Here is a 21,498-nt window from a genome sequence, read left to right as displayed (position 1 = left end):
TCCAGTGCCGGAAATAATTCACTACCCACTGATCACAGTTACTGATTATCTGAGCCATAAAGTATCCTGCGGGGTTTTTCATTATCGAACCTCCCCCTGAGGCCATCGACATAGGCACTCAATACAAACCTGGCCCTCCTGAAGGGTTTCTCAGTAATTATCCCTGCGATTATCTGAGCTGCAGCTGAAAGCAGGACTGCTCTTATCATGAAGATAAAGAAACGTCCCCTACCCATCTCCTTTCTGCGAAGCCATGTTTGATTTCTAATACCATAATATCGAAGCCACAGCTTATCATAGGGCACCACCGGGATTCTGCTGCCAGGAAGACTCCCTGTGATGTTCCCTGCCGCGGCTTCCTTGTGCAGAATCAGACTCCCGGGTACCAGAATGATCTTACCGGTGCTCCTCAACCTCAGACAGTACTCCACATCATCGTAATGCAGGAAGAATTCCCTCCTCGGGAACCCTATTCTCCTCACTGAATCAGAGTTTATAAGGATCCCCACAAAGGATGCATGATCGATTTCAACTGTCTCACCCCTCAGATCATCATCCTTCACTGGCCTCACAACCCGTCTGAAGCTGTTGAAATCAAAGAAGCCCCTGTGGATGTACTGGGGCCTCCCATCCGGGGAGACCTTGAGGTTTGCAAGGGCCGCGATACCATCACCAGCATATCTGAGCAGACCCTCAAGACTGTCCGGGAGTGGCTCAGCATCATCATCCATGAGCCAGATCCAGTCATATCCATCACTGAAGGCCCTCCTCACACCCTCATGGAATCCACCCGCCCCACCCGTGTTAACGGGCAGTCTAACATACCTGATAATGATTTCCCTCCCATCAAGGGGGCTCTCAACGACTGCACCGTCCTGATAACCCCTACTCTTGAGTAGTTCCGGTGTCCCATCTGTTGAGGCGTTGTCTATGATGTAGATTGCATCTAATGGCCCTGTCTGCCTCCTCAGGGCCTCCAGGCACTCCATGAGTAACTCCTTACGGTTGTATGTGACGACCACTGCACAGACCCTCAATCTATCATCTCCTCACGCTTGAGTCCTTGTATGTTACGACAGACCCTCAATCTATCATCTCCTCAAAGACCCTGAGGGCCCTCAGCACTATATCATCCATGTCATAGTAGCGGTACTCTGCAAGCCTCCCCACCAGTATCAGGTCCTCAAATTCTCTGGCGAGTTCAAGGTACCCTTCATACTTCGCCCGGGTCTCATCTGTGAATACCGGGTAGAAGGGCTCGTTTTCCCCCTCCACGTGTCTGCAGGGGTACTCCCTCAGCAGCGTCGTCCTCCTGGAATCTGCCGGGTGGAGGTGTTTGAACTCTGTGATCCTTGTGAAGTCATAGTCGTTGGGGTAGTTCACAGTAGCGGCCTCCTGGAACCACTCCATGTCAAGGGACTCGAACCTGAGGTCCAGTGACCTGTAGGGTAGCTCACCGTACCTGTAGCCGAAGAGCTCATCTATCTTACCCGTGAATATGAGCTTACCCCTGAACTCAGAGCCCATGAAGTGGATCCTCCCATCCCTCAACTCGAGGACCTCGTCGTGGCTTGTGTTGAGCATCAGCTTTATGCAGGGGTGGTCCAGCATCCTCCCTATCATGGCTGTGTAGCCATCCACTGGCAAGGCCTGGTACCTGTCATTGAAGTAGCGGTCATCCCTTGACAGTACAATGGGGACCCTGGCTGTGACCCCCGGGTCTATATCCCCTGGTTCCAGGCCCCACTGCTTCATGGTGTAGTTGAGGAAGACCTTCCTGTAGACGTAGTCTGCCAGGAACTCTATGTCAGGGTCGCCGCATCCCATGAGCTCCATTATCGGGACCCTTGAACCGAAGCCGTACTCCTCAATCATCTTCTCCTCAAGCCTCTCCGCCAGCGATGGGGGGAAGAGCATCCTCAGCGAGTCCAGGTTGAATGGGAGGGGGACCCTGGTCCCGTCTATGGAGCCAAGGACGCGGTGCTGGTACTCCCTCCACCCGGTGAAAGCTGAGAGGTACTCGAAGACCTCCTCACTGTCTGTGTGGAGGATGTGGGGTCCGTACCTGTGTACCAGTATCCCGTTATCATCCCTCTCATCGTAGCAGTTACCACCTATATGGTTCCTCCTCTCAACCACCAGCACCTTCTCTCCCAGCTGGCTGGCTATCCTCTCGGCCATCACCGACCCTGCAAGTCCTGCGCCAACAATTATGTAATTAAATATTTTACCCCCTCCTTGAAAATACCGCGAATATACTACAGCTAATGCTCTCGGAATTATATATATCCAGAAACCTGAAAGGGTATAGTAGGAGTATTTTAAAGAGGTTTAAGTATCTGTTACTTGGAAAAAATCTGTAATAAAGGTAGCACCCCATATCTGAGAAATGCCCCGTGTTATATGAATAAGTATTAAGTTCGCAGTCTATCCCCTTAAATAGTTTGGAGAGCTGCCTGAGAGTGTAACCATCTCTCAGGTGACCAATACTTTCATGGAAATTTTCTCCAAAGACCTTTTTATAGCGAGGTGTTGGAACCGATACTGCTATTAAGGTATCATCTTTAATTAAATGATCCATATTCTTGAGGAACTTCTCAGGGTCCTGAAGATGTTCCAGTATGTCCATTAAAAGGACAAGATCAAATTTTATATTAAGGGAATCAAAATTTACTCTCTGAGCATCATCACAATAAAATTTCAATCTGTCTTCACAGCCAATTAGGTTTGCGAGAAGCCGGGCTTGACTGATTGCGTCTGGATTTAAATCGAAGCCATGATAAAAAAGCTTTTCATTGTACTTCAGGAGTTCAAATGCGTTTATGCCATTTCCACACCCAATTTCGAGTATTTTTACGTCTCCTTTAAAATTTTTTTTGAAGAAATTGATCAAAGGCTTTATCCTGATATGTGAATGAAGGTCAGGGGTCCCCATAATAGATATCAGCTTTTCAATTACCTTCTTATCATAAAGATATTTGTATGAGTCTCCTATAGGCATGAGTTCACCATATAAAGTATTTTATAAGATGTTCTTTTTTCTGATTATAAAATATTCAAGGAATACTATGAAGGTTTCTGTTAGGATAACTGCAATTGCAGCTCCTATGACTCCTATTAGCATTGTGAATCCTATTAGGATGGGAATATGTAAAAGACCAGCTATTATCACGATTCTTGAGAATATATCTTTATGGCCGAGGGATATCAAGCCTAGCCCCATAACTGTATTGATACCAACAGCAAATAGTAAAAAAACAAGTATTTGCATTAGGGGGACACTGAGTGAGTAAGATGAACCTGCAAGTATCCCCACGATGACCGGTGCAAGCAGGGCGAGTGCAACAGAGAGGATAAAGGTCAGGGCCCCCATGAATACCAGCATCTTCCTGAGCTCATACCTGGCCCTTTCACGGTCATCCCTCTGGATCCTTGAGAAGTAGGGGTAGATGGCCTGACTTATGGGTGATACGATCCCCTGGAGGGCCCTGGTTATATCCTCTGCCACGGCATAGTATCCAAGGGTTGCGCTGCTCACAAGGAGTCCCAGTATGAAACGGTTGGATGTGGTGTAGAGGCTTATGGCCAGGGTTGAAATGAAGAGGTGCCACCCCTCAAGGAGCTGCTCCCTTATATCAGAGGGGGATGGAATCATGAACTTAACACCGAATTCCCTCATGACTATCCTCTGACTGTATAAACCGACGGCTATGAATCCCGCCGAGTTTATGAGGGGCACGTAGAGGTAATCCCCGGGTCCCCGCACAATGATGAAGATGAGGGCTGTGTAGATGAGGGAGCTCACTATCCTCAGGATGCTTATGTACCTCATCCTCTCAACTCCCTGGAAGAACCAGACCGGGAAGAGGAGGTTGCCCACAACGAGGCCGTAGGTGAAGATGTAGAGGAGGTAGTCTGATCTGAACCTGTCAATCAGGAAGACCGTGACGAGCATGGCCATGAATGTCACTGCCAGGAGGATGGTCTTTGTTACCATAACCGAGCTGTAGATCCGGGACACCCTTTCAGTCTCATCACGGTGTATTGAGATCTCCCTGGTGGCTGAGAAGTTGAAGCCATAGTCTGTCAGTATCTGGAAGTAGGTTATGAAGGCAACCGCGAAGGCGACCTTACCGAAGTTGGCAGGACCCAGGACCCTGGTAAGGTAGGGAAATGTGATGAGGGGGAGGAGGTACTGCACAAGCTGTATACCTGTGAGTGAGATTATGTTATCCAGGACACGTCGATGCTCGCTGTTTGATAAGGGTGATGGTATCTTCATTCAATCATCCTTTTTTTCTGATCATGGGGATAGTCAGGGACCTCCAAGAGGGTTAGAATTCTCCCGGTTTCACGGTTTTTCCCCTTTTGAGAGTATATCCCTCCCAAAAAGCCTTTAAGAGGTATCTGAAACCGGATGGTTTATATTTAAGGCATTGATAGGTGAGGATAATGAGGGTCCTCATGGGTCTTAAATACCTCACAAGGATGTTCTCTCCATACTTCCTATCCAGATAGATCACATTCCTCAGATGATAGAAGGTCTTCCAGTTGAAATCTGGCTCTGCAGCCACCTTTTTGATGAGTCTGGCCCCTGATACCATATAAATTGGTCCATAATCCCGCAGCCTGATGGCGTAGTCTGTATCGTCTGCAATTATGAAAAGACTTTCATCAGGGAATCCTATCCTTTCAATGGCTTCTCTCTTTATAAGGGGTCCCTCAAAGGATATGGCTGATATCTTAAAGTATTCCTCTTTAAGATCATCATCACTTATAACATCATATGTGAAGTATTTTAGGGGATTTCTGAAGTTGAAGGTCTTGTCTCACGATTGAAGAGCGAACCCTGGAAGAACCTCACAGGAGCAACTGCGGAAATATCTTCAGGGATTCTTTCAGAGGCTCTGAGAAGTTTTTCAAGGGTATATTCTTCTGGTTCAACGTCATCATCCATGAGCCATATCCAGTCGTATCCATCATGGAAGGCTCTCTTCACGCCCTCATAGAATCCTCCGGCACCTCCAGTATTTTCATTGAGCCGCACATAGACAATTTTCAGTGACCCCCCATGATGGTCCGGCAGATTTTTCACGGAGCCATCCGGGTTATCTATGTAGCCCCCCTCCATGAGTAGATGGGGTGTTCCATCTGTTGAGGCATTGTCTATGATGTAGATTGCATCTAACGGTCCTGTCTGCCTCCTCAGGGCTTCAAGGCACTCCACGAGTAAATCCTTACGGTTGTATGTGACGACAACAGCACATATCTTCATTTTTCATCTCTCCATCCTCGAGGATCTGCATTCACTGTCCACTCCTGGATCTTTTATCAGTCCAGACCATCTATCCTATTCCACCTTAAACCTCCAGCAGTAAAAATCTGTCGCACCCCTACATCATACGAAAAGTTTAAATAATATTACTTATTACTTTATTCCATGGACTTAATAAAAATCGTGTCCTGTCTTGAGGATGGTAACATCATCCACTGCGGCGGGAACATCAGGGACACCTACCATGAACTCAGTGAAAGGGCAGAGGAACTCGACCTCCAGGCCGCCCTGGTCTACCTGGTATCACCCATGCCCCTCAAGGCAGGCCTCCTGGAGATAATGAGGGCCCATGAACCCGGTGCACAGGAGAAACTTACCATCACAGAGATAATGACGGCCATAGCATCCATTGAGAGGGAGACCTGGGTCTTCATGGACCACTTCGAGGACCTCACAGGGAAGGCGGCAGGCAAGTACCTCTGGCTACACACCCACGGGAGGGTGAAGTACATGGCAGGCCTCACCGGGACCTTCAGGGGTGAGGTCCAGTCCTTCTACTCAACCTTCAGGAAGCTCAACCCATCAGGGTGCCTGGATGGGGACTCCATCGACGTCTCTGTCACGGTGATGGCCCTCATATCGGTATTTGCCTCGCTCTGCTACCTGAGGGTGGGTCTGGAGTACGGTCTCCTTGCAACGAGCACAATCTGGTTTGCCCTCATAGTCTTCAGGACAATCAACTACATTGTAAGGTGAAATAGGTGAAGTTAAGGACTCATGTAACAGCTGCAGTCGTTCTCTTCCTCCTGATCAACTTCCTGTACCCTGTAACGTCAATCATCAGAGGGGCCCTCCTCGCCGGGGCTGCGGGTACAGTCCCTGACCTCCTGGATTACCTCACAGGGAGGCACAGGGGCATCGGACACACACTCCTTATTTTACCACCCCTTCTACTCTATTCACTGAAGAGTCCGGAGAATGGGATCCCGCTCCTTGCTGGAATCACATCCCACATCCTCCTGGACCTCTTCACGGTCCATGGATGCCCCCTGCTCTACCCCCTCAAGGACACACCCTACCACTGCCTCCAGAGGAAGAAGAGGATAAAGACGGGGACAGCCGGTGAGTGGGCCCTCCTATCATTCCTCATAGCCGTCACGGTGGTCACATCACTGGTCTCGGTGGGTGCACCCGATGATGCACTCCAACCCCAGGTCCGCAACAGCACCAGGGAGGGTCAGTGCAGGACCATGACCGTGGACATCCAGGTTGATGCGGACAGGGACGTCAATGTGACATCCTATCACACCAATGGCTCAGAGAGCATCTTCGTGGACTTCAAGGATGATTGATGTCTCCAGATGAATATGATTCAACGATGTGAAAAATTAAAGGTTCCATGCTCTGGAACAGGAACCTGATTTTTTTATTTGATATCCTCTGCATTTTAATTCAATTTCTTTTACTTTTTCTCTATCAGTTCCTCATCATCCCTATGCCAGGGAGGGGAGACGATGCAGAGGAATGAGAGCCGGGTCCCATGTCTTCTTAATGTAGTGGTCGTCCACCTATCATTTCTCAGGAAGATATACTACTCCCGTGCTTATTATGGTTGTGAAGACAGTATGAGACATTCATCTATGACAGTGAACTCACCGCTGCTCCATGGCTTAGAAACCATTCAATGAATTCAGTATAAATGGACGCAGTGATTTAGATGATATGGTTTCAGTACTTATCCGAGGGAGATGAAAATTCTTCAATTGGACATATAAGGGAACTGGCGGTTACATATCAGGAACACGTCAGTTTAAGCAGCATCTTAGATACCTCCGCATCATCTTTCCTGATTATGGGCTCTTAAGACGATAATTTTGATTGGTAAGAGAGGCTATCTATGGCATTAAGGCTTTTAATTTAGATCGGCTAAAAACTTTATAGTTATCTCATAAATTAAATAAGATAACCAGGACGACTAATCGACTGTGGAGGAGTGACAATGCTAAAAGCAATCCTAAAATTGACAAAGGAGAAATTCCTCTCATTCTTCACGCTCATTATTAAATTAATAAATTATTTAATACCTAAACGTAATCAGATAATATTTGACAGTAGCCCTGAGTTTTCAGATAATCCCAAGGCATTATATGATTATATAAGTTCCAAAAAAACTGAGTATAGATTGGTGTGGGCTGTAGACGAAATACAGGAAGAGGTTGATGTCCCACAGTATAAAAGATCCACCCTTGGAAGGTTATGGCAGTTTTTAAGATCAAGGTATATTGTAACATCACATGGCAGCCATCCAGCGAGAACAAAAAACCAGGTTTTTGTTAATGTTTGGCATGGCATGCCTTTAAAGGCTATGGGCTATGCTGAGAATAGAGATGTTGCTTTGCCATTTAACTTCGATGATGAGAATTATTATCTTATAGCGACTTCCACCATCATGAGGAATGCTCTTGCAGCCTGTTTCAATCAAGACGCGAGACGCATATTTGTAACTGGTCAGCCAAGGAATGATAAACTTTTTAAGGGCTGTCAAGAGAGAATTCTGGAAATTTTAAAGATTGATCCAGCCAGGTATAACAAGATTATTTTGTTTGCACCCACATTCAGGTCAGCTGATTATAGGGAGGATGGGCAGCTTATATCATATAACTTTAATCTCCCTGATTTTGATATAAATGATTTTCAGGAATTCTTAAAGGATCATGGGGTTCTCTGCCTTGTGAAGTTCCATCGACTGGAGGAAGAGAAGGCTACAGCATACTTTAAGGACGCTGAGAACATTAAACTCATAAATACAGGAACCTTACAAGAAAATCTCATAGATATCTATGATATAATGGGATGCGTCGACATCCTAATAACAGACTACTCATCAGTTTATTTTGATTTCCTGTTACTGGATCGGCCCATTATCTTTATAGTCTCTGATCTTGAAGAATATCGGGAGAAAAGGGGCTTCGTACTGGAACCATTCGAATTCTGGACGCCGGGGCCCAAGGTCAAAAACTTCAAAGAATTCCTGGGAGAACTGGAAAAAAGCATAGAAAACCCGGAATATTATCAAGAAGAAAGAAACGTTATAAACGACCTCGTAAATTACTACAAGGATGATAAATCCTCTGAAAGACTATACAAGCTCGTCTTCGAAGATAAGTTATAACCATTTCATTTTGTAAAGGGGAGGTTTCTAGAAAAGCAGAATGTAGGATATCAAGTAGATGCTGCACACAACATTATAGAAAGAATGGTCATGAACTCATTTTTTATTTGATATCCTCTGCATTTTAATTCAATTTCTTTTACTATTTCTTTATCAGTTCCTCATCGTCCCTATGCCAGGGAGGGGAGACGATGCAGAGGAATGAGAGCTCCGACTCCCCGGTGTTCTCAATGTACTGGATAGCACCGGCGGGTATATGGATGGCGTCGCCCTCCCTCACTGTGAATGACTCATCATCGATGTGCATGGTGGCCTCACCCTCCATGATGTAGTAGACCTCCACCGACTCCCTCAGACGGTGGGGCTCCGAGGCCTCACCTCTCCTGAGGATGGCGTGGGCCAGGCTGAAGCCCATATCCAGGCCCTCATTGTCTGGGTGCAGGAGCTCACAGAGGAGGCTCCCATCAGCGGCCCTGAAATATTCGCAGTCCCTGATATTCCTTCGGGTCATTGCAGATCCTCCTGGAGTTTACATGTAAGAGTCCTTTTTAACCCGGGTCATTGCAGATCCTCCTGGAGTTCACATGTAAAAGTCCTTTTTAACCCTCCGGGCCTCCCATGGCTTTCCCTGGGGGTGGTGGATGTAGTCTGCACTCAGAACTATACGGCCATTCTCTGACCTCAGGGTGAAGTTCCCGCCGAAGAATGTCTCGACCCCGTTTATCCTGAAGTCCCCCTTAAAGATCCTGCCGTCATTGCTGAAGTTCCCGCCACCGTCCCAGGCAGCGCAGGTCATCCTGTAGTGGCCCCTCAGCGGTGTACTGAACATCGCAGACTTCAGGTCACCCCTGAGGAGGAGGTAGATGGTGTCCCAGGTGACGTCGATGTGATCTATGTGTCCGGTGCCGCTCAGACCGCTCTCATTGTAACATATGCGTGTACCGTTGACCTCATGTGTGTCGAAGTTCTCTGCCCCCGGGAGGACTATGCTGAAATTGAAGTCCCTCCCGGTACCGTTTATGGAGTAGTATCCTCCAAGTGAGGCCTCCCCCGCCTTATTTGAGGGTATGGATGTGTAGGATGTGTAACTGTAGGGTATCTGTGAGAATATGGCCTCATCAAAGACCCCAACTGCAAGTACAGGTGCCGCGACGGCCACCACAGCCACGGCAATGATTATGAGCACTTTCCTGTCCATTAAATTCCTCCATTCTGTCATCTCTTCAAGGATCCCCTTGAACACTATCAATTATCTGCCTTCAATGTTAAGTGATTATCTTCATCCTCTTCACCGGTCTCCCATCATCCCAGGTCCCCATCCCTGTTAGTTCATCCATATCTGCAGAGGTGAGGCTGTCACCTTCCAGGTCGATGAGGATGTCAAGGACCTTCCAGTAGCCACTGTAATCAAGGTTATCCACGAGTAGACCGTATTCGTCTGAGACCGCAAGTGGTGAGAGATGATCAGCCACCAGTGTCCTGTCTGACTGTACAAGGAGGAAGATCTTCCTGTCGGGTGGTATCTGGGGGGTCATTCTCATTATACGGTGGGAGTCAGCGGTGCCCGTGATGTTGTCCGCGTCACCGGCCATCACAACCAGGATGACGTCCCCCGGGATTTTTGAGAGGTTCTGGAGTTTCCTTCCACCCTCTGAGTCCCCTGGCTGGATTGAGAGCACCGCCAAGGGTTTGGGGATGTCACCTCTCGCTGCGAGGTTGACCGCTATGATCCCGCCTGCTGAGTGCCCTGCAATGTACAGTCTTCCATTGAATTCACCTTCCAGGTCACCGAGGGCTTTTCTTACAGCGTAGGCGCTGTTCTCTGTGAAGTTCTCTGAGCTGGTATCAAGGAGGTTCTGATAGCGGGGGTAGACCACGATTATACCATCCCCTACAAGGTGCCTTATCCAGGCCATATAGAAGATGGGTTCAGTGGCTGCCCAGCCATGGATGAGGACCACCACAGGGTATCTTCCGGGTGCTGCAGGTTTGAATATCCAGTACCTCTGACTCCCCTCACCATGGACCTCCCTCACCATCCCCTCATAGGGCGGACCATCCATGTTCACCCGGGGAATGGCAACAGGTTCTGCATGGACCGGGACTGAACCGAGGATCAGGGTGATGAGAACCAGTCCCGCTTTAATAAAGGGTTCCATATGATAATATTGACCGCTGATTAATTAATCTTTCATCTGTGTGGAAACTCAGAAATATTGACCGCTGATTAATTAATCTTTCATCTGTGTGAAAAATTCAGATATCTGCTTAAGTGCCATGACGGCTCCCCTCCTCAACACTACTGGAGGAAAATCCTTAAACGGTTGCTGACGGTATACCGGGGCCGGCAGGGTGAAGGATGGGTTAAGGGCGGAGCTCCTGGAAAGCCATCCTCTGACGGGTTCCCTGATCTTGAGACAAAACCGGGAATAACCCACCCACTCCATTATAAAGGAGACTGTGGACTCTGCTGAGATGAGTCATAACATGTGAGATATGACGTCAGGCGTCTCACTGCCCTCCTTCAAGGCATATGCGGGCCCCGCATGATGGACATACAATGTAGTAGAAGTGCGCCCTCTGGCTGCCATAAACCTCGGCCACAACATTGGCCCTGCAAAGCGGGCAGAAAAGGCGTTTCATGGCACCCCCAACCAGACACAATAGTTATAAATTAATTAAAACTTTTATTAATATATACCTTTTTTTGCCTATTTCATCTGTACAGTGATAATTTTCCTTTCAGATGCACAGATCTTAAGAGCGTCCAGGTCCCACCTTACTGAAAATCATGGATCAGCTGTGCTGCAAGTATTCGAAAGATTTTATTACATGATCCCACAGAAATTCTATGGGTGTTAAACTTGGAACCTGATTCTGCAATCCTTGCAAGGAGACTCTCACTTTCATTTGCCATTGCAGTCATAATCCTATCATCCCTCACAATCACGGGCCATCTTATGGGAATCCCCCAGCTCAGGGGAGAGATCCTGGGATCACCACCCACACAGCCGATGACAGCAGCAGTATTCCTGACGCTGGGGTCAACCATAATTCTCCTCTCAAAGCGGATCAGAACCCCAGCACTCTACATTGCAACCTTTCTACTTGTCTTCTACACCCTCACCGTCACCGGGTACCTTCAGACATCCATCACAGGGTACGGTTCAAACTCCCGCTTCATATCATCAATCCTCTTCATCATCTACGCCATCATACTGATCCTCTTCTCGTCCTCAAGGTACACGGCACCCCAGGTACTCGCCTTTTCAGCCGGGACAGTGGCCTACTGCGTGGTCACAGGATACCTTGGAGGTGTCGGGGTCTACAGTCAGTACTTCCAGATGGCATTCTACACCGCCATCCTCCACCTCCTCACATCTGCATCATTCCTTAGCCTCTACCCTGAGGAGGGTATAGTTGCACCAATACACAGGTCCTTCACCGGCGGCCATCTGGCCAGGCTGCTCATCCCCATCATGATAGCCAGCATAACCCTCCTGGGCCTCTTCACCATGAAGATAAGTCAGAGGCTCTTCCCGGGATTCGGGGAGGTGTTCCTCATGGGGATGACGTCCTCCCTGACCATAATAGTTGTTATCCTGGCATCGGATGAACTCAACAGGATAGATGAGAAGAGATCAGAATACCAGAGGGACCTCCTCGAGGCCCAGAAGTTCTTCAGGGATGTTGTTGAAAACCTTGCAGAGGCTGTGGCGGTCTTTGACCATGAGGGGAGCATTATCTACAGGAACTCTGCCATGAAAAAACTGGGGATCATGGATCTTCCACGACCATCATCCAGTGGCGAACCTGTCATGATTGAACGGATGAAGGTGGGTGATGGCCACTACACGGGATGGATGGTTCCAAGGTTCTCTGACGGAAAATTCACTGGATACATCGTGTCACTCACAGATATCACGGACCTTATTGGGATACAGAGGTCCCTCGAGTCCACAGTAGGTGAGAGGGACGCTCTTCTTGCAGAGGTCCACCACAGGGTCAAGAATAACCTCCAGATAATCATGAGTCTCCTCAATATCCAGGCCATGAATGCCAGTGAGGAGGCCCGTGAGGTCCTGAGGGATGCCCAGAGCCGTGTGAGGGCAATGGCTATCCTCCATGAGACAATCTATGATAGCGGAAACTTCACTGGCGTTGATATGGGGTCCTTCATAACAAGGCTCATTGAGAGACTTGTAAGCGCCTATGGGGTCTACGGTATCCACTTCCAGGTGGATGCAGATGTCCGGGTGAACCTTGAAACCGCAATACCCCTGGGGCTCCTCATAAATGAGGCGGTTACCAATTCAATCAGGCATGCCTTCCCCTCAGGGGAGGGCAGCATCACCGTGACGATGGAATCAGATGGGCTCCTCTACCTGCGGGTTGAGGATGATGGTACCGGCATGGAGGGTGTACCTGATGGTACCGTTGGCCTGTCGCTCATGAGGGCCCTTGCAGATCAGCTTGAGGGTGAACTTGAGATAGAATCAGATCATGGTACGGCGGTGTCCCTCAGGTTCAGGGAACTCGAATACATGAAGAGAACCTAGTGGGTACCTGTGCGGGTTTTCAATATAGAGATCAGGTTTGTTGTGGATTTTAAGGGATTAGCCTGTTGAATGGGATCTTCCCGTCAAGGATCCAGTTTTTCAAAAGTAGCTGTTAAATTGGATCTTCTATATCAAAAAAATAAAATAAAAAAAATTTTAAAATGGCAGTTCCGCGTAGTAGCCCTTTATACTGGCGCTATTCCAGTTCTTTATGACTCCAAGGGAGTTCATGTTGCTTGATGCGTCGCCGTTAACCCATGAACCATTGATGTAGAGCTGTGCCCAGACATGGCCATAGGTGTTCCCTGAGACGAATGTGCATGTGGCGTGCACATACCTGGCTGCTATGCCTGAAGCCCTTGAAAGGGCAACCAGGAGGTGTGTTATGTCAACACAGTTTCCTGTCCTGTTTTTGAGTGTGCCCACTGCACCGTACCTGGTGTTGTAGTAAAAGCTGTAGCTTATATTGTCACGCACCCAGTTGAATATCGCTGTCGCCTTGGCAGTCACTGAGGTCAGACCCCTGGTGATGCTTGCTGCAAGGGATCTTATCTCTGTACTTGTAACCTGGCAGTTCGCTGTTGAGGCCAGGTAGCTGCCTGAGAAGATGGAACTGTCAACAGTGACATAGTTGGGGAGCCTTCCATTATCCTCCTGGAATGCCACAACCTTTGACAGGCTGTAAAGGAGGACGTTGAAGCTCAGGGTCCCTGCACTGGATGATATCTGTGATGGCGCAGTGCCTGTTGATGACATGTAGCTCAGGACCTGTGACGCGATCTGCAGGTACTCATCCTTCTGGATTGTCCCTGAAGCCTTAAGGGTTGTGGCTGATGGTTCACTGAAGGATCCGGGTACAGGATCCTTACCGGTGAGGAACTCTGCCAGCAGGTAGAGGAATCCGGCGGGTGTAACCTGACTCTCGCCGAGGCTAACATAGTTGGGGAGCCTGTAATTTGACTCAACGAATGCCTTAACCCTGCTGGCGGCATCCATGATCATCGATGCGGTCAGTGAATTTTCAGCAGACGGCTTTGTTTTTGCGGATGGTATCCCACCTAGAAAGTCTTTATCGATCAACCCGTACCTGAAGAGGGCGTATCCGTCGGCTCCTCCACGGAGGGCTGAATCTATATCTCCAATGAGCTCATCTGCAGGGATGGGCGTCACATCACTGTCGGATCTGTAGGTCTGAAGTCCGGTCCACACCTCTGCACCTGGGCTCTTGGCCTTGATGTAGGCAGTTACATTCTGTATCCAGGAGGAATCCTCCCGGTAGTTACCCTTGTAGACCATCGGCACAAGGACGTCCAGGTACTCTGCAAGCTGGGTGTAGTTCTGACCATAGTAGTAGGCATTTGCTCCCTTCTCTGGCATCAGGGCAGCCGACAGTAGAAGCCCGGGGTTAACAGATCTAACGGCTTCACTGATTCTCCTGACTATCCCTGTTATGGTTGCTGTTGAGTTGGGCACCTGGTATGCGTTTCCAGGGTACCGGATATAGTCGAGGTGGATCCCACCAACCCCTGGAATGCTGGTGTATGATAGCACCCTCCGGGTGAGGTTATTAATGAACTGCTCTGCATAGGTTGTGTTGTAGCCGTATCTTGTCTCTGTACTGGTAACCGTCTTTGTGACTGTCCTGTACTTTATGGTGTAACGCGTCACCTTAACATACCTGTAGTAGGTTTTCTTAACGTAGCGGTACTTCCACTTGTATCTCCATTTGCCCCTGTACTTGTACCATGACTTGTACCACTTCTTCACATAGGTTCTGTAGGCCTTCTTCACCGTTACAGTGTAATAGTACCTGTAGGGTTCCTGGACCGTAACCTTGCTGGTGGTTGTAACATTGTAGGCGTACCTGCCGGTTGGGTCAACCCATTTGCCGTTAGCATCCCTGAGGCAGATGACCCAGGCACTCACCCTTATACCCTGGGCTGAAGCGTTACCAAGGAATGAGGTGAGGTTTGCTCTGAAGCGTTCATCATTGAAGGCCAGCTGCTCAAGGAAAACATCAGATATACCCTTACCTTTGAGTTCACTGAGGTTGACCTTTCCCATGTCATAGGCCTTGACCCAGATGGCGCCGTGTGCCTGTTCTGTTGTTGTGTCTTCCTGTGTTTGTGTTGTGTTCTGTTCTGCTGTGTCTGTCGTGTTCTGTTCTGTTGTTGTGTTTTCCTGTGTTTGTGTTGTGTTCTGGGCTTCCATATCCTCTGTGCTATTGTCTGCCATTTCAACGGCAGACGCCACATTTGAGCCCATGAAGGAAAGCACCAGAACAAGGGCTATTAGAATGTTCAGCTTTCTCGAAATTTTACCGCCTCCACTGGGGCTAAAAACCCCATATAGACTCTTAAAAAGGCCTTTATATATAAACATTGCGGTTTAAAAATTGAAAAAAGACGTTATTAGAACTTTTTAAATCAAATAAGACAATATTAGAGTCTTTCATGGTTTTCATTATGCTACGTGAGTCTGGATAACCGTCCCTACAAAGATAAGAGCATTCGCGCTCCGGATCTGAATTCAGAGCCACCATATAACCGATTTTCAGAGAAGGAGGTCTGTGCATGTCAGATTAAGGGGGTAATACAATGTTTGATCAACTCTCCACATAACTCCCTCACTCCTCAAGCTCACAGACACCACTGTAACAGCTGAATATCTCATCTGAGATCCTCCTGGTAGCCTCACGCTTCTCTGAAACCACCACATCGGCCCCTGCTGTGTAGAGCATCTCAGTATTCTCAAATCCCCTTATCCTCGCTATTATCTTCATACCCTCATTCAGCGCCCTGGCCTCATGGATGGCATGGACCGTGGACCGGTAGTCTGCAATGGCAACCACCATCACCGCAGCCTCCGGGACATTGAAGTGCCTCAGCACGGCCAGGTGCGTCCCATCTCCATAGTATACATTGAGACCCTCCTCACGGGCCCTTTTCACGGCTTCAGGGTTGACATCCAGGCCTATGTAGGGTATAACATGGTCCTCACAGGTATCCGCAAGCCTCCTCCCGGTTATACCCATACCTATGATTATCAGGTGGTCCCTCAGGTCCACCGAGGGCCTCCTGTAGACCCTTCCATTCTTTATCCGGGGGTGGAGGTCTGCGCGGACTATCCTATCTGAGATCCTGGGTGAGAGCGATATGAGGAAGGGGGTGATGGCCATGGTTATCAGTGAAACCGAGAGGAAGGCCTGGAATGTTAAACGGTCCATGAGACCGTAATGCAGCCCGGTCTCAGAGAGTATGAAGGAGAACTCACCGATCTGTGCAAGGACAAGGCCCAGAAGGACCACAACCCTGGCAGAGTAGCCCAGGACGAATCCAACGAGGCTGTTAAGGACCACCTTTATGAGGAGAACCCCGAGCACCGCCAGGACTATGAGGTAGAGATGGCTCAGGAAGAACCTCAGATCCAGCAGCATTCCCAGGGAGACGAAGAAGAAGCTAAGGAAGACCTCCTGGAAGGGGAGCACCGTCCCCTGGGCCCTGTGGGCGTAGTCTGTGTTTGCAACGATGAGGCCCGCCAGGAAGGCCCCCAGGGCTGGTGAGAGCCCCACCTCCCCTGTGAGCCAGGTGACGGATGCACATACAAGTATGACGGTCAGGAGGAATATCTCACGGCTCCCGGTTGCTGCAACCACATCAAAGAGTCCGGGTACAAGCCACCTTGCCGATACCAGGGTCCCCAGGAGCACAGCTCCAGCTGTGAGGAGGGTTCCCAGCGCCGATGAGGGGTCACTCACCACCCCTGCCAGGAAGGGCACTGTGAGGATCATGGGCACGGCTGCAACGTCCTGGAATATGAGGATGGCCAGGGAGGCCTGTCCATGGGGTGCCTCGGTCTCGTGGAAGTCCTGCAGGACCTTGAGGACCACCGCTGTACTGCTGAGGGATATGAGGAAACCCATGAAGACGGCCTTAGCAGGGTCCAGACCCAGCACCAGGGTGAGGATGGCCACCACCGAGACCGTCAGACATATCTGGAGGGTTCCACCTATCAGGGCTGTTCTCCTGAACTCCCCGAACCTTTCAGCTGACATTTCAAGTCCAATTGTGAAGAGGAGCAGTATGACACCAATTTCAGCGAGGCTCTCAATACTCCCTGATGACACAGCCCCGAGGACAGATGGACCGGCTATCACCCCGGTCACAAAGAAGCCCAGAATGGCGGGGATCCTGGCCCGGTTGAGCAGAAGGAGGACCATGAGTGCCAGGCTGAATATTATGACAATCTCCCTCATGAGTGGAACGTCCATGTTAACACCATTTAACTGTCTCTGGCCGGCCTCTAATTAGCTTTTGTATCCGGTGTTCATTATCCTTATTCTGAGTATTGTATATGGTGTTTATTCCGGTGCTCTGATCTGCTGGCAGTGGTCCCTGTTATTCTGGCTTTTATATCTCACAGGGAGAACCATGAAAAAGAAAAAATGAGGTTTATTAACCTCTAAAACGGTAAACTCGCGTATATGCCCTTTATCACTGCGCTGGAAGTGTTCCAGTTGTTCACAACTCCAAGGCTGTTCCTTGAGCTTGTTGCATCTGCAGCGTACCATGTATCGCCAACGAGGAGCTGGGCCCAGACATGTCCATAGACCTTACCTGATGTGAAGTTACAGGTCCCGTGCACATACCTGGCAGGTATCCCTGAAGCCCTGGCCAGGGCAACAAGGAGGTGTGTGTGATCCACACAGTTTCCTGTCCTTTTTTTGAGTGTGCCCACTGCGCCGTACTTCGTGTTGTAGTAGAAGCTGTAGTTTATGTTGTCACGCACCCAGTTGAAGACGGCCTCCGCCCTGGAAAACGTCGAGGTCAGCCCCCTTGTTATCTCAGATGCAAGGGATCTGATATCAGGACTGTCCACGGGACAGCTGGCTGATGAGGCGAGGTACCTTGCGGTGCTCTCACCATTGTAGGGGTCATTCTCTGGCCTGTTCTTCAGGGAGGACGCCAGCCTCGTTACGGTCACGGTGTTCGGAAGTCTCTTGTTGGTGCTGTAGAAGCTCAGGACCCTTGAAATGGAGTATACAAGGCTCTCATACGAGATTCTACCTTTACTTGATCCTGCATAATTTGGGGCCCTATGGTTCTTCTCCATGAACCCCTGAACGCCGGATGCCACCTTGAGGTACTCTGACCTTTTGAGGGTACCCCTGGCATCGCCTGCAGGCTTCGTTGCCTCACCGGCAGTTACCGGTGCTATCGGGGTGTTCTTCCCCAGATTTATCTGGTTGAGGCATTTAACCATTAGATGCAGGAACTGGGCTATACCAAGCCGCTGGTTTGCCACCTGCACATACCCGGGTAGGCTCTGACTCCTGTCAATGTAGTTCTTCAGTGATTTGGCCGCTGCAAGTATCTGTTCCCTGGTGAAACCTGAATTGCCACTGGCAGCATCGCTGCTGCCGGAATTATTACTGGTGGGGGTGGAGGATTTCACAGAGTTGAGTTCGTTGAGTTTGATGTAGTTTGGAAGTCGCTGATTTGTAACTTTAAAATTAATTGCCCTTGCAAATAGCCACACAAGTGATTCGAATCTTATGTTCTGGTCCCTGAAGCCTATGTATCCGGGCGCCCCTCCTGACGAGAGGACCCTGCCTGCAACTTCAAGGTAATCCTTCAGGTAAATTGAGCCTTTGAGCATGGTCCCTGATGTTTTAGCCGGCAACTGAACCTGATTCACTGTGGGTGTCCTGTTGAGGACGTAGTATGATTCAAGCTGCAGGAACTGTGCCATGTTCACCTTAACGCTTCCAACCTCAACTGTGAGGGGGAGGCGTTTGTTCTTTGCTATGAAGGTGTTGACACGGACTGCGGCGTCCTCAACATCGGCCCGTGAAACGGATGGGCCCGCTGCAGAGTCCAGAGTCTTGTTAGCCTCTGCACTCGCATTAACCACTGCAACTGTGGAGTTTGACTCCATCACTGTACTGCAGGTTTTTGCTGTCATGTTATCAGGAAGCAGTGCTTCTTCACCTTGTGTGTTCTGGGCATAGATCTCTCCGGTATTAAGTAACACCATGCATGCAAACAGCACGCACAGCAGTTGCATACCACGGGATATACTATCGCCTCCAGAATGCAGGACGGAATCCTGCAACTATATTTCTGCCCCTGATTTTATTTATAAATTGTGATCTTTTTCTGGTTCTGGGGGTTGCTGTGAAAAGGTTATGGATTGTGATCTTTTTCTGGTTCTGGGGGTTGCTGTGAAAAGGTTATGGATTGTGATCTTTTTCTGGTTTCTGGGGGTTGCAGTAAAATTAGAAGAAACACGCCCCTATTTTGTTGTGTATCCTGTTTTTTCAGGTTCTTAGAATCTCTTTTTGTACTGTACCTCCGAGAACCTCACCCTGAACTCTGTGCCCCCATTGGAGGTGTACTCCAGTTCACCGTTCAGCTGATCGGTCAGGTTCCTCACAAGGAGCATCCCAAGGCTCCTGAGGCTGTCCAGGTTGAAGTCATCAGGGAGTCCCACACCATCATCTGCAACGGTAAGCAGAAACCCATCACCGTCACGGCCCAGTGAAACACGCACCTCACCGCCACCATCAGGGAACGCATACTTGAAGGCGTTTGTCACAAGTTCATTCACTATGAGTCCCAGGGGCATTATGGTGTCAACGTTGAGCTTGATGTCCTCTATTTCAAATCTGAGCTCAACCTGCTGATCAGGCCTCAGGTAGGAGAACATTATGCTCCTTGCAAGGCCCTCAATGTAGCCCCGCACATCCACATCCGCAAGGTTTCCTGAACGGTAGAGCTTCTCATGTATCATTGACATGCTCATGATGCGCCCCTGGCTGTCCCTGAGCACACCGGTGATTCCAGGGTCATCTATGTAGCTGCTCTGAAGGTTAAGGAGGCTTGAGATCACCTGCAGGTTGTTCTTGACACGGTGGTGGATCTCCCTCAATAGCAGCTCCGTCTCCTCAAGGGATTCCACCAGCCTCTTCTCATAGAATATCCTCTTCAGTGTCGAGGCAGCCTCTCCACCCATAGTCTCAAGCAGTTTAAGCTCATATTCATCCGGTTCATGCCCGTTCCTGAAGACCATGAAGCCGAGGGTCTTATCGTCATGTCTCAGTGCCACCGCTATCAGCCCATCCCTCACCAGCACGGCGTCATCCAGTTCTCCAAGGATCTTCTCAGGGTCATCAATGCTGAAGCCGTCTTCCAGGGGACTCAGGACACCATCCCTCAGGAGATAAAGAGCACCATCAGACAGGCCCAGATGCTCATTCAGGAGCCCCATGATGTTCCTGAAGAGCTCATCAGGGCTGTTGCTATGATTTATCCTGATTATGGCTTCATTGAGTGTCCTGAATTCATGGAGACGCATCCTGGTAAGTTTCTCTGACTTCTCTGTTTCCTCTATCCTGTCCCTCAGCCTGAGTGTGTGGCGGAGGTCCTGGGCCACCATGGAGTAGCCCACCACATCGGCACCCTCCCTTATGAGTGATATGAAGAGCTTCACAGGGAGCCGCTCACCATCTGACCTCAGGTACTCAATGGATAGCGGCCTGTGATGATAGTCACCCCTGGAGGATGAAGCCCTCTCCCTGATGTCCTCAAATTCCCTCTCCAGTTTGCCGTGGTGTTCGGGTGCAACGATGTCCCTCCAGTCCCCTGCAGAGTCCACACCCAGTTCACTTTCTGCCCTCTGGTTGAGCTTTGTCACCCCTCCCTCTGCATCCAGGAGGACTACGAGGTCGGTGACCTTATCTATTATGCTCTCACCTGCAAGGGATGGGCTCATGGATGGTGGATGGTAATTGGCCATCCCATGGACGATACCTGCGGCTCCGATCATCCCCACGATCTGTCCCAGGGTGTTCATGTTCTGGGGGCTTGACGGGATGAGGGTGGTCACGATGAGGGCTGCAATGAGGCTGAAGGATGATGTGATGAATATGAGGGTGGTCATATTCCTCTCACGGTGGGATGGTGCCACCCTGGCATGGTTCCATATGAGTGAGACTGCAACGGCAAGATAACCCACCATGTAGGCCTCAAATAATCCCCGGAAGTCTCCGGTCCATGAGAGGAGGTCATGGATGTCCCCCGGTTTAACAAGGGAGGCCACAAGCAGCAGGTAGATGAAGAGGAAGGAGGGTATTATGGGTATAACGGTGAACTTACCGGGTCTTTCATCATCTGCAGAGAGTACCAGGGCAAAGTTCAGGAATAGGGCTGGCAGCAGGATGATGGAGAGGCCCGAGAGCATGTAGAATATCAGACTGTACACGCCTGAGGTGGTGTGGAGGAGTGTGGATGTCAGTGCCCACAGGGCCAGTGCTATGGCTATGAGAAGGAAGCTCCACTCCAGATTACACCTCCTCAGCTTGAGGGGGTACATTCCGGCCTCCAGATAGAATACCGATGCCAGTACCGATAGGGTTATGTAGATGTCCATCCTCCCACATCTCTTAAAGTATACATAAAATGAGGTGGTATACTGGTTATATCCGGGTTACC

18 protein-coding genes are annotated in these 21,498 nt (G+C 49.4%); 4 read left to right on the top strand and 14 right to left on the bottom strand.

Going from position 1 to position 21,498, the window contains the following annotated elements; translation table 11 throughout:
- Positions 1-38: 38 nt before the first annotated feature.
- The 6 genes from C7452_RS05020 to C7452_RS09170 form a co-directional block, all read right to left on the bottom strand.
- Positions 39-1,037, bottom strand: coding sequence for a glycosyltransferase family 2 protein (locus C7452_RS05020; RefSeq protein ID WP_115892418.1), 999 nt, complete (start codon positions 1,035-1,037; stop codon positions 39-41).
- Between the two features lie 46 nt (positions 1,038-1,083).
- Positions 1,084-2,211, bottom strand: a complete 1,128-nt coding sequence (gene glf / locus C7452_RS05015) for a UDP-galactopyranose mutase (RefSeq protein WP_281270444.1) — start codon at positions 2,209-2,211, stop codon at positions 1,084-1,086.
- A 16-nt stretch (positions 2,212-2,227) separates the two neighbouring features.
- A complete protein-coding gene (locus C7452_RS05010; RefSeq protein WP_115892416.1) occupies positions 2,228-3,001 on the bottom strand; it encodes a class I SAM-dependent methyltransferase in 774 nt (257 codons plus the stop codon).
- A 21-nt stretch (positions 3,002-3,022) separates the two neighbouring features.
- Positions 3,023-4,282 (bottom strand): oligosaccharide flippase family protein, encoded by a 1,260-nt coding sequence (locus tag C7452_RS05005; RefSeq protein WP_115892415.1) that lies wholly within the window; start codon positions 4,280-4,282, stop codon positions 3,023-3,025.
- A gap of 52 nt (positions 4,283-4,334) precedes the next feature.
- The gene (locus tag C7452_RS09175) at positions 4,335-4,574 is read right to left on the bottom strand and encodes a hypothetical protein (protein WP_245942847.1); all 240 of its coding nucleotides are present in this window, start codon (positions 4,572-4,574) and stop codon (positions 4,335-4,337) included.
- Positions 4,575-4,798: 224 nt separating this feature from the next.
- Positions 4,799-5,275 carry a glycosyltransferase gene (locus C7452_RS09170; protein WP_245942846.1) on the bottom strand — a complete coding sequence of 159 codons (477 nt, stop codon included), beginning with the start codon at positions 5,273-5,275 and terminating at the stop codon, positions 4,799-4,801.
- 165 nt (positions 5,276-5,440) lie between these two features.
- Between C7452_RS09170 and C7452_RS04995 the strand changes: the two genes are divergently transcribed.
- The 3 genes from C7452_RS04995 (at position 5,441) to C7452_RS04985 (ending at position 8,447) form a co-directional block, all read left to right on the top strand.
- Positions 5,441-6,031 (top strand): hypothetical protein, encoded by a 591-nt coding sequence (locus tag C7452_RS04995; protein ID WP_115892414.1) that lies wholly within the window; start codon positions 5,441-5,443, stop codon positions 6,029-6,031.
- A gap of 5 nt (positions 6,032-6,036) precedes the next feature.
- On the top strand, positions 6,037-6,627 hold the full coding sequence (locus C7452_RS04990) for a metal-dependent hydrolase (RefSeq protein ID WP_115892413.1): 591 nt from the start codon (positions 6,037-6,039) through the stop codon (positions 6,625-6,627).
- A gap of 647 nt (positions 6,628-7,274) precedes the next feature.
- On the top strand, positions 7,275-8,447 hold the full coding sequence (locus C7452_RS04985) for a CDP-glycerol glycerophosphotransferase family protein (RefSeq protein WP_115892412.1): 1,173 nt from the start codon (positions 7,275-7,277) through the stop codon (positions 8,445-8,447).
- Positions 8,448-8,589: 142 nt separating this feature from the next.
- Here the strand turns inward: C7452_RS04985 and C7452_RS04980 are convergent, their stop codons facing one another.
- The 4 genes from C7452_RS04980 to C7452_RS09240 form a co-directional block, all read right to left on the bottom strand.
- The gene (locus C7452_RS04980) at positions 8,590-8,958 is read right to left on the bottom strand and encodes a cupin domain-containing protein (RefSeq protein ID WP_115892411.1); all 369 of its coding nucleotides are present in this window, start codon (positions 8,956-8,958) and stop codon (positions 8,590-8,592) included.
- 69 nt (positions 8,959-9,027) lie between these two features.
- Complete coding sequence (locus tag C7452_RS04975) at positions 9,028-9,645, bottom strand: hypothetical protein (protein ID WP_147299763.1); 618 nt, start codon at positions 9,643-9,645, stop codon at positions 9,028-9,030.
- Between the two features lie 67 nt (positions 9,646-9,712).
- On the bottom strand, positions 9,713-10,606 hold the full coding sequence (locus C7452_RS04970) for an alpha/beta fold hydrolase (protein WP_115892409.1): 894 nt from the start codon (positions 10,604-10,606) through the stop codon (positions 9,713-9,715).
- Positions 10,607-10,958: 352 nt separating this feature from the next.
- The gene (locus C7452_RS09240; RefSeq protein WP_281270439.1) at positions 10,959-11,090 is read right to left on the bottom strand and encodes a hypothetical protein; all 132 of its coding nucleotides are present in this window, start codon (positions 11,088-11,090) and stop codon (positions 10,959-10,961) included.
- 221 nt (positions 11,091-11,311) lie between these two features.
- Between C7452_RS09240 and C7452_RS04965 the strand changes: the two genes are divergently transcribed.
- Positions 11,312-13,006 (top strand): sensor histidine kinase, encoded by a 1,695-nt coding sequence (locus C7452_RS04965; protein ID WP_115892408.1) that lies wholly within the window; start codon positions 11,312-11,314, stop codon positions 13,004-13,006.
- A 156-nt stretch (positions 13,007-13,162) separates the two neighbouring features.
- Here the strand turns inward: C7452_RS04965 and C7452_RS04960 are convergent, their stop codons facing one another.
- The 4 genes from C7452_RS04960 to C7452_RS04945 all read right to left on the bottom strand — a co-directional run bounded on the left by C7452_RS04960 (position 13,163) and on the right by C7452_RS04945 (position 21,436).
- Positions 13,163-15,271, bottom strand: coding sequence for a pseudomurein-binding repeat-containing protein (locus tag C7452_RS04960; protein ID WP_170130295.1), 2,109 nt, complete (start codon positions 15,269-15,271; stop codon positions 13,163-13,165).
- A 361-nt stretch (positions 15,272-15,632) separates the two neighbouring features.
- Positions 15,633-17,276 (bottom strand): cation:proton antiporter, encoded by a 1,644-nt coding sequence (locus C7452_RS04955; protein ID WP_115892406.1) that lies wholly within the window; start codon positions 17,274-17,276, stop codon positions 15,633-15,635.
- A 191-nt stretch (positions 17,277-17,467) separates the two neighbouring features.
- Complete coding sequence (locus C7452_RS04950) at positions 17,468-19,042, bottom strand: pseudomurein-binding repeat-containing protein (RefSeq protein ID WP_245942845.1); 1,575 nt, start codon at positions 19,040-19,042, stop codon at positions 17,468-17,470.
- A 291-nt stretch (positions 19,043-19,333) separates the two neighbouring features.
- On the bottom strand, positions 19,334-21,436 hold the full coding sequence (locus C7452_RS04945; protein ID WP_115892404.1) for a histidine kinase dimerization/phosphoacceptor domain -containing protein: 2,103 nt from the start codon (positions 21,434-21,436) through the stop codon (positions 19,334-19,336).
- Between the last annotated feature and the right edge of the window lie 62 nt (positions 21,437-21,498).

It is taken from the genome of Methanothermobacter defluvii (assembly GCF_003385755.1).
Lineage (GTDB): Archaea > Methanobacteriota > Methanobacteria > Methanobacteriales > Methanothermobacteraceae > Methanothermobacter > Methanothermobacter thermautotrophicus.
Note: the sequence above shows the minus strand (reverse complement) of the source record. Positions and strands in the feature narration are given on the sequence as shown.

What these genes read in the sequence shown, in the direction of transcription:
- C7452_RS04995 (WP_115892414.1), top strand. Translation starts at nt 5,441, where the DNA reads ATGGACTTAATAAAAATCGTGTCCTGTCTTGAGGATGGTAACATCATC.
- C7452_RS04955 (WP_115892406.1), bottom strand. Translation starts at nt 17,276, where the DNA reads ATGGACGTTCCACTCATGAGGGAGATTGTCATAATATTCAGCCTGGCA.
- C7452_RS04980 (WP_115892411.1), bottom strand. Translation starts at nt 8,958, where the DNA reads ATGACCCGAAGGAATATCAGGGACTGCGAATATTTCAGGGCCGCTGAT.
- C7452_RS05010 (WP_115892416.1), bottom strand. Translation starts at nt 3,001, where the DNA reads ATGCCTATAGGAGACTCATACAAATATCTTTATGATAAGAAGGTAATT.
- C7452_RS05005 (WP_115892415.1), bottom strand. Translation starts at nt 4,282, where the DNA reads ATGAAGATACCATCACCCTTATCAAACAGCGAGCATCGACGTGTCCTG.
- C7452_RS04970 (WP_115892409.1), bottom strand. Translation starts at nt 10,606, where the DNA reads ATGGAACCCTTTATTAAAGCGGGACTGGTTCTCATCACCCTGATCCTC.
- C7452_RS04975 (WP_147299763.1), bottom strand. Translation starts at nt 9,645, where the DNA reads ATGGACAGGAAAGTGCTCATAATCATTGCCGTGGCTGTGGTGGCCGTC.
- C7452_RS09170 (WP_245942846.1), bottom strand. Translation starts at nt 5,275, where the DNA reads ATGAAGATATGTGCTGTTGTCGTCACATACAACCGTAAGGATTTACTC.
- C7452_RS04985 (WP_115892412.1), top strand. Translation starts at nt 7,275, where the DNA reads ATGCTAAAAGCAATCCTAAAATTGACAAAGGAGAAATTCCTCTCATTC.
- C7452_RS04950 (WP_245942845.1), bottom strand. Translation starts at nt 19,042, where the DNA reads ATGGTGTTACTTAATACCGGAGAGATCTATGCCCAGAACACACAAGGT.
- C7452_RS04960 (WP_170130295.1), bottom strand. Translation starts at nt 15,271, where the DNA reads ATGGGCTCAAATGTGGCGTCTGCCGTTGAAATGGCAGACAATAGCACA.
- C7452_RS09240 (WP_281270439.1), bottom strand. Translation starts at nt 11,090, where the DNA reads ATGAAACGCCTTTTCTGCCCGCTTTGCAGGGCCAATGTTGTGGCCGAG.
- C7452_RS04945 (WP_115892404.1), bottom strand. Translation starts at nt 21,436, where the DNA reads ATGGACATCTACATAACCCTATCGGTACTGGCATCGGTATTCTATCTG.